Raw genomic sequence first — 12,443 nt, 5'->3', positions numbered from 1 at the left:
ACTCAGAATAATTTTTCCATCTCTTCGGCTCGCGCGACCGCCGCTTGCATGGCGCTGGCGACGGTACGGTGCAACTGCTGCTGCTCGAAAACCTGCAACGCCGCGGCGGTGGTGCCTCCTGTCGAGGTCACATTCTGTCGCAGTGTGGCGAAGGGGGTATCCCCCGCCTCCGCGGCCAGCGCGGCGGCGCCGGCGGCGGCTTGCAGCACCAGGGTGCGGGAGGTGCTTTCATCGAAACCCATCGCCTGCGCCTGCTGCTGCATGGCTTCCATAAACAGGAAAAAATAGGCCGGCGCGCTGCCGGCGGCGGCGATCACGCCATTGATATCGCTTTCCTGCTCCAGCCAGCACAGTTTTCCCACCGCGCCCATTAACTGGGCGCTGAAGGCCCTGTCCTCCTCGCGGGTCTGCGGCGGTGCGTACAGGCCGCTCATCCCTTGGCCCACCAGACAGGGGGTATTGGGCATCACCCGCACAATGGCGATATTTTCGCCTAGCAGCGCATAAAACCGGCTCACGGTAACACCTGCGGCAATGGAAAGCACCAGTTTGCCGGAAAAATCTATCTCCCCGCGCAGGGTGTCGCAGACCTGGGCGATCAACTGCGGCTTGATCGCCAGTATCACCACATCCGCCGCGCGCACGCCGCGCAGATTATCGCCGCTGCTTTGCACGCCGTAACGCTCGGCCAGCGCATCGCGGTGGGTGGCGGAGGGGGCGCAAACCGTAATCAAATGCACGGGATAACCGTTATCCACCAGCCCGGCGATAATGGCCTGCGCCATATTGCCGGCGCCGATAAAGGTGATGTTACGCTGTTGCATGCTAATTCTCGTTAAGCTGTCAGGTGACGACGGGAGCCTACTCTCTGGCGCCGAAAATCGCGGTGCCAATGCGCACCAGCGTACTGCCGGCGGCGATGGCCGCCGGCATATCGTCCGTCATGCCCAGCGATAACGTATCTACGCCGGGGTGAACGCGTTGTAAGGTCTCATACAGGGCGGACATGCGCTTGAAGACCGCCAGCTGGCGCTGGAAATCGCTTTCCGGCGCCGGTATCGCCATCAGACCGCGCAACCGCAGGCGCGGGCACTCGGTGACCAGTGCCGCCAGCGTCAACATCTCTTCGGGCATGATACCGGCTTTGGTGGCTTCACCGCTAATGTTGATTTGAATCAGCACGTTGAGCGGCGCCCGTTCCACCGGCCGCTGGTCGTTCAACCGCCGGGCCAACTGCGGGCGGTCCAGGGTATGACACCAGTCGAAATTTTCCGCTACCGACCGGCTTTTATTGGACTGTAACGGACCGATAAAGTGCCAGATAAGACCGGCGCCCTCTGGCCGCTCACGGAACCAGCCGATTTTTTCCACGCCCTCTTGCACATAATTTTCCCCGAAGGCCCGCTGACCGGCTTCGATGGCGGCTTCGATCACCGTCACAGGCTTGGTTTTACTGACGGCGAGCAAGGTAATCTGCCGGGGATCGCGGCCGCAATCCTGCGCAGCCGTGCGGATTTGCTGATGAACGCGCTGTAGATTTTGCTCGATAATGCTCATGGTTTCAGGAGGTCATATGGAATTGGATAATCTGGTGGGCCATAGTGTAAAGCATAATGCCTCCGATCTGCACCTTTGTCCCGGCCGGCCGCCGATAATTCGCGTGGATGGTCTGCTGCGGCCGCTGGAAGCGCCGACGTTGACCGAGGGCGCTATCGCCGACTGCGCTCAGCGCTATCTTGGCATCCGCCAGCGCTGTTTGCTTGCGCGCGGCGGCCAGCGTCTGCGCGCCCACTTTTTTGCAGCAGGGCGGTCTGTGGCCGTAAGCCTGCGGATTATTCCCTCCCGGCCGCCCTCCATGGCGGAGCTGGGGCTGCCGGCGGCGATGGTGAGCCACCTCAACGACAGCCGGGCGCTGCATATCATTACCCCATCGAACACCTGCATGCCTCCAGGCTCTGCCTTATTCACCAGCGGGAAATCGGGCGCCGTTGCAGCGGTTTCCGTCAGGGGGTTGCGCGCCGCCCTGCGCGAGGATCCCGACGTTATCCTGCTAGGCGAACTGCGCGATTGCGCAAGTATTGCGCTGGCGCTCACCGCCGCCGAAACCGGCCATCTTTTGCTGTGCACGTTGCACGCCGGCAGTCTGCTGGGGGTCATGGCGCAGCAACTGGTGCGGCGCCCTGCGGGAGGGTGGATGGGGCTGTTTGAGCTGCTGACCATTACTCCCGCAGTACGTCATTTGATACGCGAAGGGAAAACCCATCTGTTGCCGAGACTGCTGCCGGGCTGTCGGCGCGCGGGAAACCGGCCTTCGCCCGCGATGTCCTGAAATAAATCGCGGTATCCAGCCCTATTGTTTTACTTATTGCGGGTATGACGCAACGCTCTCACGGCGCCGTGACGCTTGGGGCCGTGCCGCCGTGGTTTGCTTTGTAATTAGCCATTTTGCCAAGGATTGTTTTGCCTCTTGTCATGCCCACGTTTGTCATTCCTCCACCATGAAAATTGACCTCAGCAAAGGCCCCTGGCAGTCACGAATTATCAGACAGCGTTGTCTTTAACTGCCCTGACGCCGGTAGTAAAACCATTCCAGCGCTGGCGCAGGACGGCTGGAAAATTGTCTCGGTGACCGAGCAGGGCGGACCTGATAACGATCCGGACGTCACCAATTTTTATTTTGAGCTGGTGATCCAAAAGGATTAAGCTTCGTCGTCTGCCGGCGGCGGCCATTCCGGTCAGCCGCCGCAATCCACGTCCGCCACGATGTTATCCGTTTGTAATTGAGATAATTATAATGTTAATTATATTGATATAGTAATGGAAAAGTTGGCAATGATCCGAAGGCGTTACGCCCGGCAAGCTCCCTACACTGACCTCCGCGTTTGTTGACCGTATTCCTTCATCACCGCTTCCTCGCAGTTCGACGCCGGCGGCGATCTCACTTTGCAGACAGGAGCTTGTCCATGTGTAGTTCTATCGTGCTGGGGATCTTCTGGCATTTCATCGGCGCCGCCAGCGCCGCCTGATTTTATGCCCCGTTCAAAAAAGTTCGTCACTGGAGCTGGGAAGCCATGTGGTCCCTTAGTGGTTTCTTCTCCTGGGTGATCCTGCCTTGGGCCATTAGTTGGGTATTGCTACCGGACTTTTGGGCCTATTACCGCAGTTTTCCGTGGGGTACGCTGCTGCCGGTGTTCCTGTTCCGCGCCATGTGGGGCGTTGGCAACATCAATTACGGCCTGACAATGCGCTATTTGGGAATGTCGATGTGGATAGGTATTGCCATTGGCATTACGCTTATCGTCGGCACATTATTGACGCCTCTACTGCAGGGGAAATTCGGTGTCCTGCTCAACACCACCGGCGGGTGGATTACCCTTCTCGGGGTGTTGGTCGCGGTCATCGGCGCGGGCATCGTCAGCTATGCCGGTTTTCTTAAAGAGCGGGCGCAGGGTATCCGAGCAGAAGAATTTAACCTGAAAAAAGGTCTGCTGTTGGCGGTCGTATGCGGTTTCTTCTCGGCGGGGATGTCGCTTGCTATGGACGCGGCGGTGCCGATGCATGAAGCGGCAAAAAATGCCGGGATCAGCCCGCTGTACGTGGCGCTGCCCAGCTATGTGGTGATTATGGGCGGCGGCGCTATTGTCAATCTGGGCTACTGCTTTATCCGGCTCGCTACGTGCCGGGAAATATCCCTGAAGGCCGATCTGTCGGTCGGGAAATCACTGCTGATAGCCAATGCGTTGTTTTCGATTCTCGCTGGCGTCATGTGGTATCTGCAATTCTTTTTCTACGCCTGGGGCCATGCCAATATTCCCTCCCAGTACGCGTTCGTTAGCTGGATGCTGCACATGAGCAGTTATGTGCTGTGCGGCAGTATTGTCGGGCTGGTGCTGAAAGAGTGGTTGGGCGTCGGTAAAAAGCCCGTAAGCTGGCTGTGTATCGGCGCGCTGGTGATTATCCTGGCCGCCAATATCGTAGGCCTGGGAATGGCCTCCTGAGTCGCAGGGCAAACGGTGTTGGGTGACGGTCTCGTGCCCGACCGGCGAAAGTGGCGAAGAAAGTCTGATGGATAAATCAGCGGCTTAAGCGGCGACGTGGTGGCTACATAGAGTGACCGACATAAGCGGCGGGATCGTCACTGACGTTTGGCACCGTCGGCGTGAGCGCGCGCAAGCTCGGCCTTGCGGTGTGGTCAACCGTCAGCCGAGACTGAGGACCTTCTGAAAGCGCTGGCGGTATTGGCGCGGTGAAAGCCCGTAGGCCTGGTTGAACACCACCGAGAAATAAAACAGGGTTTCGCTCAACAGCAGCGACAGCGCGTCGGATTTCATACATTCCTTGGACAGCGCATCGACGCTCTGGCGCAAAATCGCCATGCCGGGCGTACTCAAGCACCAGTCCTGGCGCTCGTCCGGCCCTGTACCCCGGCCGGGGAGCAGCGTCTGCCAATTAACGTTCAGGGTAAGCAGGTCGCGCCGGTACAACACATTATCCAAGGCCAAATCGTTGACCGACTCGTAACCGTGGCGGTCGCGGGCATTGATATAGAATACATCACCGCAGGTGATGAGGTAGGGCACATCATTGAGAGTATGCAGACCATTGCCGCGCCAAACAAAGACAATTTTGTCAAACTCGTGGCAGTGATGTGGAAAGGCGGGCTGCGGCCGGCGATCGGCGACGGTAACCGCGTTTTTGTCCGTCAAAAAATAATCGGAAACGTGCAGCTTAAGGCCATTCATGCTGTTATCCCCTAAGCTCAAAGGTAATAGGGGATTATGACATAATTCTATAGATAATTATCTAATGATCGTTGCAAAACGCATTTTTTGCCGGGTCGGCGAGTCTGGGGCGTGACCCGGCGACCTACCGCCCCGTGCCGAGACTATTGCAGGCCTGAATCCCCCCTGACGCAGCATTTTCGGCGAATGGGAGAATTCACGTCGGAATTGCGTGGAGAAGTGATTGCTGTCACTGTCGGACTGTTTTAGCTGGCGGTGCAGGGTGCGCAGCGGTAACTGAAATTGATCGGCAAGCCTCAACCAGTCGACATTGTCGCTGAAATTGTGCTGTAGCCAGCGTAACAGATCTTGCAGGCGCTGCTCGCGGTTGCCGTCGCTGTGGGCCTGAAAACACCCCTGGCGCAGCACGATAAGCAACTGCAGAAATTGCCCTTCGCCCGGTAGGAACGGCGCGATATTCTGCAAAAAACGAAAACCGTTGGGGGCGCGGTACAGCACGTTAACCATGTTCAGTCGATCCACGCTTTCAAACAGGCGGTGGTCATCGGCGCGGACAAAACATACGGTGCCGCTGCACAGCGTGTGGGACTGATCGTTGAAGACATGAATGCCCGATCCGTTTTCCACCAGCACTATCTCTCAGAAATCGTGATAATGCTCGGGAAAATCCCATTGCGGCAGGCGTGGTTCGATGGCAACCGTAGCGTCTGGGGAAACAAAAAAATCATCACCATACAGTGACGTCATTTCAGGCACCTCAGCATGATACAGGGACCTTATCTTATGCCGCGATAATGCCATCCGCCTTCAATTCCTGACCGTCAAACGCCGCATTGCGATTTTTTTTCTAGGTTTTGCCCCCCGTTACAAAATTTGCGGAGAAGATCACAAACCACAGACCGGCGGCGGGTCGTCAAACGTGAGCAATATTGCTTTTGTGATCGGATTCACATTCATCTTGATGATTTTGCCAGCCCTCTACAACCGGTGGCAGCCACCGGAAGGTGGCGCCCGCGGATCCTGCCTACACTGCCAGCCAGAGTCGTTACGAGGTACAAGGACTATGGCGGTGCGAAATGTGATAGCGGTCGATCTGGGCGCCACCAGCGGCCGGATCATGCTGGCGGTCTGGGATGACGTCGCGAAGCAAATAAGCCTGAAGGAAGTACACCGATTCGCTAACGGCTTTGTACAGCAGCAGGGGGCGGATTGTTGGGACTTGGATCGACTGGAGCAGGCGATCCTCGACGGCATCGGTCAGTTGGATCGCGCCGGCACGGTCATCGGCAGCATTGGCATTGATACCTGGGGGGTGAATTATGTCTTGCTCGACCAGGCGGGTGAGCGCGTGGCGCCGGCGGTCAGTTACCGCGATCATCGCACCGATGGCGTCATGGCGTAGGTGAGCGCCGATCTGGGCCGGGAAGAAATCTACCGACGCACCGGGATCCAATTTCTGCCGTTCAATACCCTTTATCAGTTGAAAGCCTGGCGGCAGCGGCAGGAGGGGGCGAAGGTCGCGCATCTGCTGCTGATCCCCGATTATTTTCATTACCGGCTAACCGGCGCGCTTAATTGGGAATATACCAACGCGAGCACCACGCAGTTGCTTAATGTGGCGACGGGCGACTGGGATCACACCTTGCTGGCGTATCTCGGGCTTCCCCGAAGCTGGTTCGGGACTCCGCGCCAACCGGGTAATACGCCCGGTTATTGGATCAGCCCCTCCGGGCAGCGAGTGCCGGTCATCGCCGTGGCGACCCACGATACCGCCAGCGCGGTAGTCGCCTCGCCGCTGCAAGACGAAAGCTGTGTCTACCTTAGTTCCGGCACCTGGTCGCTCATGGGAGTGGAGAGTCGCACCCCCTTTAGCTATAGTCGCGCGCTGGCGCTGAATATTACCAATGAAGGCGGTGTGGACGGCCGCTCCCGGGTGTTGAAAAATATTATGGGTCTGTGGCTGCTGAACCGCATCACGCAAGAGATGGCGATAGCTGATCTGCCGGAGCTGCTGGAAGCGGCCGCCACCCTGCCGCCCTTTACCAGTCTGATTAATCCCAATGATGAACGCTTCATTAATCCTTCCTCAATGGTGGCGGCCATTCGCCAGGCGTGCCGCGAGCGCCAGCAGCCGGTACCGCAAGAGGCCGCGGCGCTGGCGCGCTGCATTCTCGACAGCCTGGCGATGCTCTATCGCCAGGTACTTCTCGAACTGAGCGCGCTGTGCGGCATTTCCCCGTCCCGGCTGCATATCGTCGGCGGGGGCAGCCAAAACCGCTGACTCAACCAGCTGACCGCCGATTGCTGCCAGTTGCCGGTGTCCGCGGGTCTGGTGGAGGCGTCGACGCTTGGAAATGTGGGATGTCAGCTCATGGAGCTAAACGAGGTGGCGGATGTCGCGACCTGGCGCCGGATCTTAACGCGCAGTTTCCCTCTGGCGCACTACCAGCCAGCCCACTACCCGATTTTGCCCATCATTGGCAGCGCTTCCAGGCGCTTAGCCATTCGCAAGAGGAAATCCTGTTATGAACCCATCCCTTGAACAAGCCTGGCAGTTGGCCAGGCAGCGCTACGCCGACATCGATGTCAACGTGGAGCAGGCGCTGGCGTTGCTTGATACGTTGCCCGTTTCCATGCATTGCTGGCAGGGCGACGATGTCGCCGGCTTTGAGGATCCCTCCTGCGCCCTGACGGGGGGAATCAAGGATACTGGCAATTATCCCGGCAAAGCGACCAACGCCCAGCAATTGCGTGCCGATCTGAAGCAGGCGTTTAGCCTGATTCCGGGACCGAAGCGGCTTAATTTGCACGCCATCTACCTGGAGGCGGAGCAACTGGTGGAGCGTAACGCCATTGAGCTGGCGCATTTCGCCCGCTGGGTCGCCTGGGCGCGGGAACACCAGCGCTGGGACTGGACTTTAATCCGAGCTGCTTTTCCCATCCGTTAAGCGTCGATGGCTTTACCCTTTCCCATGCCGATGACAGTATTCGCCAGTTTTGGATTGAGCATTGCCAGGCCAGTCGTCGCATTTCTGCCTCTTTCGGCCGCGAACTGGGAACGGCATCGGTAATGAATATCTGGGTCCTGGACGGGATGAAAGATCTCACCGTCGGTTCGTCGGAGTTTTATCTTGCCTACGCCACCTAGCCGCGGGACCGTGCTGTGTATGGACGCCGGCCATTTCCATCCCACCGAAGTCATTTCCGACAAGATTTCAAGTGTGAGCCTGTTTGTTCCGCGTTTGTTGCTGCACGTTAGCCGGCCGGTGCGCTGGGATAGCGATCACGTCGTGCTGCTGGATGATGAAACCCAGGCTATCGCCAATGAAATTGTGTGGCAGAAATTGTTTGACCGGGTCCATATCGGCCTGGATTTCTTTGATGCCTCCATTAACCGCATCGCTTCCTGGGTCATCGGCACCCACAATATGAAAAAAGCGCTGCTGCGCGCGCTCTTGGAACACACGGACGCGCTGCGCCGGCTATACGGCACGTCTGGCGCTGCTGGAGGAGCAGAAATCGTTGCCATGGCAGGCGGTGTGGGATCGCTATTGCCAACAACATCACGTACCGGTTGGCAGCGACTGGTTGTCGTCGGTGCGCGACTATGAACAATCCGTTTTACGTCAACGCTGAGGATATTTGATTATGCAATCATTACTTTCTTCCTGGTTCGTACAGGGCATGATCAAAGCGACCAGCGATATGTGGCTCAAAAGCTGGGACGAGCGCAACGGTGGTAACGTAAGCCTGTGCCTGACACCCGAGGATGTCGCGCCCTACCGGGCGGAATTTAATCCTCAGCCGCGCAGCGAAACGTTATCCGCGCCGGTGCCGGCGCTGGCCGGCAGCTATTTTCTGGTCACCGGCTCCGGCAAGTTTTTCCGCAACGTACAGTTCTCGCCCGCCGACAGTTTGACGCTGCTGCAACTCAACGAGGAGGGCACCGGTTACCGTATTCTGTGGGGGCTTATCGCGGGGGGGGGGGGGGGGGGGATTGCCTACCTCCGAGCTGGCCACGCACCTTCAGTTCCACGCTGTGCGCAAGCAGGTTACGGACGGCGGCGATCGGGTCATCATGCACTGCCACGCCACCAACCTTATCGCCTTGAGCTGGATACCGCCCGCTTTACCCGCGAACTGTGGGAAGGTAGTACGGAGTGCCTTGTGGTGTTCCCTGACGGGGTGGGTATTATCCCCTGGATGTTCCCCGGCACCGACGGAATTGGCGCTGCCACCTCAGAGAAAATGCACGCGCATTCGCTGGTACTGTGGCCTTTCCACGGTATTTTCGCCCAGCGGTCCCTCGCTGGATGACGCCTTTGGCCTGATCGACACGGCGGAAAAACAGGCGGAGGTTATGGTGAAAGTCAGCGCGATGGGTGGCAAAAAGCAGACCATTAGCCGTGCTGAACTCATCGCCCTCGGCGAGCGTTTTGGCGTGACGCCGATGGCGGCGGCGCTGGACGTTGAGGAGCGTTGACCGGGGGAGCATGATGATACGAAAAGCATTTGTAATGCAGGTTAATCCCGACGCGCATCAGGAGTATGAACGCTGGCACAACCCGATCTGGTCGGCGGAGACGGAGGTTTGCCAGCGCTGGTGGCGTCATATAACCGACGTCATGCCCGCCAAAGCCGATAACAGCCCCGTCAGCGCGACGCTGCGGCCGGTGTTTTACCTGGAGTAAGCCGGTCCCGCGGCAGCGGCGGGAGAGACGCGCCGTTGCCGCCAGTGATAACACCGCCACTGTTGCAGGCCGGGAAATCTTACTGCGAGCTGTGGCAGTGCCGCCGCGCGGCATGCGTGTCGCCTATGCCGGCCATGACGCCACAGGCGGAGCGACGAGGGTGCCGTAGCGTTACTCGGGAAACTGTTCGAGCCAGCTTTCCAGTATGATCACCGCCGACCCCGCGTCGACTTTGCCTTTCTCCAGCGCGCGATAGCCGCCGCGCTCAAACAGACCCGCGCGGGCTTCGACGGTGCTGAGGCGCTCATCGTGCAACACCACCTGAACGCCGAAGCGGCCGTGCATCCGGTTGGCGAACTTGCGTACCCGGGCGGTCAGCGGCTGTTCGCTGCCGTCCATATTCAGCGGTAAACCCACCACCACCGTTTCCGGCCGCCATTCTTTCAGTAATTTTTCGATCTGTTGCCAGTCAGGTACGCCGTCGCGGGCCTTGAACGCCGTCAGCGGTCGGGCGGTACAGGTTACGCGTTGACCAATAGCCACGCCGATGCTGCGCGTACCAAAATCGAACGCCATGATGCTGCCGGCGGCGGCCATCAGGCATGACCCGCCTGGTTGGCGATATTGTGAATATCGATGCCCAGGGTCTTGGCCGCTTCGCGCCAGCGGGAGGCGATAGGGGTATGAAACAGGATTTCACTGTCGGCAGGGGTAGTAAGCCAGGCGTTTTCCATTAGCTCGCGCTCCAGCTTCCCCTGTTCCCAGCCGGAGTAGCCCAGCGCCACCAGCACATCGTCGGGCTGATCGGCGGTGCCGAGCGTTTCCAGCACGTCCTTGGACGTGGTGATCATCGTTTGCGGCGAGATGCCGATGCTGGAGCCGAACCCGTCGCGCGGCGTGTGCAGAATAAAGCCACGGTCATCCGCCAGCGGGCCGCCGGCGAATACCGGTTTATCCAGCCGGATGGCCGGATCGCGGTCGGCAGGCATGATCTTGAGCTTGTGCAGCACGTTTTCCACGGTGAACTGTTCGACGGGCTTATTGATGACGATACCCATGGCGCCGTCACTGTTGTGCTCGCAGATGTAGACCACCGAGCGTTTGAATAACGGATCCTGCAGCGAGGGCATGGCGATAAGAAAATGGTGCTGTAAATTCATGCTTTAATTAGGCAACATAAGTAAGTTTAAAAAATAGACGGTGTTCAGTATTCGGGCAAAATGGGGACAAGTCACTGCCGCAATAGAAATCTGATTGCGGCCACGTCACCACATCAGCGTTGTTGCGCCGCCAGACGTTTTTCGATTGCGTCCATTAGCATACCGGTGATCGAAATGGGGAAGGCTGCTTCGATTTCACGCACGCAGGTGGGGCTTGTGACATTGATCTCGGTCAGGCGGTCGCCGATGATATCCAGACCGACAAAAATCAGCCCTTTCTTTTTCAGCACTGGCGCCACGTCGCGGGCGATTTTCCAGTCGCTATCGCTGAGCGGACGTGCCTCGCCGTGGCCGCCGGCTGCAAGATTGCCGCGGGTTTCGCCGCTTTTGGGAATGCGCGCCAGGCAGTAGGGAACCGGTTCGCCGTCCACCACCAGCACCCGCTTATCGCCGTCCTTGATGGCCGGCAGATAATTTTGCGCCATGCAGAAGTGGCGGCCGTAACCGGTCAGGGTTTCAACAATAACCGTCAGGTTGGGATCGTCTTGCTTGACGCGAAAAATCGACGTACCGCCCATGCCGTCCAGCGGTTTCAGGATGATGTCGCCGTGCTCCTGCCAGAAAGCGCGGATGTGGTCGTCCCGGTGGCTTACCAGCGTATCCGGCGTATGGCGCGCGAACCAGGCGGTAAACAGTTTCTCGTTACAGTCCCGGAGGCTCTGCGGTTTGTTGACGATGAGCGCCCCTTCATCTTCCGCACGTTCCAGAATGTAAGTGGCATAAATAAATTCGGTATCGAAGGGCGGATCCTTGCGCATCAGGATGACATCCAATTCGCCCAGATTGATGTCCTTTTCGCCGTTAAAGCTGTACCAGGCATCATAATCTTGCTTTACCGACAGCAAACGGGTGGAGGCCCGCGCCTCGCCGCCGCGCAGATACAGGGAGCTCATCTCCATGTAGTGAATTTCGTAGCCGCGGCTTTGTGCTTCAAGCAACATGGCAAAGCTGCTGTCTTTTTTGATATTGATGGTGGAAATCGGGTCCATCACGATGCCAAGCTTAATCATTGTCTTCTCCTTTACCCCAAATCGCCGAAACGCACCTGCAGGGCGGTGATGGCGGTGAGTGCGGTGGTCTCAGTGCGTAGCACCCGTGGCCCCAGCAGAATATCGGTAAACCCATAGTTGGCGGTCAATGCAATCTCCTCCGCCGACAGGCCGCCCTCAGGCCCAATCAGCAGACGAATGCCGTGCGCCGGCAGCGGCAGAGTATTAATGCTCTGTTGGGCGCGGGGATGCAAATTAAGTTTCAACCCCGCCTCCTGTTCCGCACACCAGGCCTCGAGCGTCATCGCGGGGCGGATCTCCGCCAGGCGATTGCGCCCGCACTGCTCACAGGCGCCGATGGCGATTTTGTGCCACTGCTGCAGCTTTTTCTCCAGCCGCTCGCCCTCCAGCTTGACGCCACAGCGCGCCGAAAACAATGGGGTGATCACATTTACCCCCAATTCGATGGATTTTTGGATGGTAAATTCCATTTTCTCCCCGCGTGACATCACCTGTCCCAGATGCAAATGCAGCAGCGATTCGCGATCTTCCATTTGTGTGGCCAATACGGTGGCCTCGACGCCCTTTTTGTCTACCCGGGTCAAACGGGCCGCAAAAACGTGATTGCTGCCGTCAAACAGCGCTATCGGCGCGTCGACGGTCATGCGCAGCACCCGGCTCACATGATGCGCGGCGTCATCGCCCAGCGCGAGGACGGTGCCGACGGTCAGAGGCGCCGGATGATATATTCGAGGTATTCGCATAAGACGTGGCTTCAGTCCTGGTTGTCTTGCCGTCCGC

Annotated in this window: 12 protein-coding genes and 4 pseudogenes; 8 read left to right on the top strand and 8 right to left on the bottom strand. The window is 58.4% G+C overall.

The features are described from left to right. Positions 1-2 precede the first annotated feature (2 nt). The gene (gene proC, locus SGP1_RS18550; RefSeq protein ID WP_011411758.1) at positions 3-824 is read right to left on the bottom strand and encodes a pyrroline-5-carboxylate reductase; all 822 of its coding nucleotides are present in this window, start codon (positions 822-824) and stop codon (positions 3-5) included. A 37-nt stretch (positions 825-861) separates the two neighbouring features. Continuing rightward, entirely contained in the window at positions 862-1,557 is a 696-nt protein-coding gene (locus SGP1_RS18545; RefSeq protein WP_011411757.1) for a YggS family pyridoxal phosphate-dependent enzyme, read from the bottom strand. Between the two features lie 16 nt (positions 1,558-1,573). Between SGP1_RS18545 and SGP1_RS18540 the strand changes: the two genes are divergently transcribed. The 3 genes and pseudogenes from SGP1_RS18540 (at position 1,574) to rhaT (ending at position 3,998) form a co-directional block, all read left to right on the top strand. Then, positions 1,574-2,329: a type IV pilus twitching motility protein PilT gene (locus tag SGP1_RS18540; RefSeq protein ID WP_050747815.1), complete on the top strand. Its 756-nt coding sequence runs from the start codon at positions 1,574-1,576 to the stop codon at positions 2,327-2,329. A gap of 176 nt (positions 2,330-2,505) precedes the next feature. Beyond that, entirely contained in the window at positions 2,506-2,703 is a 198-nt protein-coding gene (locus SGP1_RS18535; RefSeq protein ID WP_041867184.1) for a hypothetical protein, read from the top strand. Between the two features lie 260 nt (positions 2,704-2,963). Next, positions 2,964-3,998: pseudogene (gene rhaT, locus SGP1_RS18530) on the top strand (L-rhamnose/proton symporter RhaT). Between the two features lie 201 nt (positions 3,999-4,199). Here the strand turns inward: rhaT and SGP1_RS18525 are convergent. Both SGP1_RS18525 and SGP1_RS18520 read right to left on the bottom strand, forming a co-directional pair. Further along, positions 4,200-4,742: an AraC family ligand binding domain-containing protein gene (locus SGP1_RS18525; protein ID WP_011411756.1), complete on the bottom strand. Its 543-nt coding sequence runs from the start codon at positions 4,740-4,742 to the stop codon at positions 4,200-4,202. Positions 4,743-4,892: 150 nt separating this feature from the next. Further along, positions 4,893-5,489 (bottom strand): annotated as a pseudogene (locus tag SGP1_RS18520) (AraC family ligand binding domain-containing protein); the annotation flags it as partial. 316 nt (positions 5,490-5,805) lie between these two features. On the opposite strand from SGP1_RS18520, the pseudogene rhaB reads away from it, so the two are divergent. The 5 genes and pseudogenes from rhaB (at position 5,806) to SGP1_RS18500 (ending at position 9,433) form a co-directional block, all read left to right on the top strand. Continuing rightward, positions 5,806-7,271, top strand: a pseudogene (rhaB, locus tag SGP1_RS18515) (rhamnulokinase). Then, positions 7,268-8,378: pseudogene (locus SGP1_RS18510) on the top strand (L-rhamnose isomerase). The pseudogenes rhaB and SGP1_RS18510 overlap by 4 nt, the downstream one beginning before the upstream one ends. A 12-nt stretch (positions 8,379-8,390) precedes the next feature. Further along, the gene (rhaD, locus tag SGP1_RS18505) at positions 8,391-9,059 is read left to right on the top strand and encodes a rhamnulose-1-phosphate aldolase (RefSeq protein WP_011411755.1); all 669 of its coding nucleotides are present in this window, start codon (positions 8,391-8,393) and stop codon (positions 9,057-9,059) included. 43 nt (positions 9,060-9,102) lie between these two features. Continuing rightward, a complete protein-coding gene (locus SGP1_RS35330; RefSeq protein WP_279379414.1) occupies positions 9,103-9,225 on the top strand; it encodes a hypothetical protein in 123 nt (40 codons plus the stop codon). A 13-nt stretch (positions 9,226-9,238) separates the two neighbouring features. Beyond that, entirely contained in the window at positions 9,239-9,433 is a 195-nt protein-coding gene (locus SGP1_RS18500) for a hypothetical protein (protein ID WP_041867664.1), read from the top strand. A gap of 171 nt (positions 9,434-9,604) precedes the next feature. On the opposite strand, the gene ruvX is transcribed toward SGP1_RS18500, so the two are convergent. From ruvX to rsmE, 4 genes are all read right to left on the bottom strand, one after another. Further along, positions 9,605-10,030, bottom strand: a complete 426-nt coding sequence (ruvX, locus tag SGP1_RS18495) for a Holliday junction resolvase RuvX (RefSeq protein ID WP_011411754.1) — start codon at positions 10,028-10,030, stop codon at positions 9,605-9,607. After that, positions 10,030-10,593 (bottom strand): YqgE/AlgH family protein, encoded by a 564-nt coding sequence (locus SGP1_RS18490; RefSeq protein ID WP_011411753.1) that lies wholly within the window; start codon positions 10,591-10,593, stop codon positions 10,030-10,032. The genes ruvX and SGP1_RS18490 overlap by 1 nt, the downstream gene beginning before the upstream one ends. Before the next feature lie 113 nt (positions 10,594-10,706). Then, entirely contained in the window at positions 10,707-11,663 is a 957-nt protein-coding gene (gshB, locus tag SGP1_RS18485; RefSeq protein ID WP_011411752.1) for a glutathione synthase, read from the bottom strand. 11 nt (positions 11,664-11,674) lie between these two features. Beyond that, positions 11,675-12,406 (bottom strand): 16S rRNA (uracil(1498)-N(3))-methyltransferase, encoded by a 732-nt coding sequence (gene rsmE / locus SGP1_RS18480; protein WP_011411751.1) that lies wholly within the window; start codon positions 12,404-12,406, stop codon positions 11,675-11,677. Positions 12,407-12,443: the final 37 nt, after the last annotated feature.

Source organism: Sodalis glossinidius str. 'morsitans', from assembly GCF_000010085.1.
GTDB classification, from domain to species: domain Bacteria; phylum Pseudomonadota; class Gammaproteobacteria; order Enterobacterales; family Enterobacteriaceae; genus Sodalis; species Sodalis glossinidius.
The sequence above is the reverse complement of the archived record's forward strand: the minus strand, read 5'-3'. Positions and strand labels throughout refer to the sequence as shown.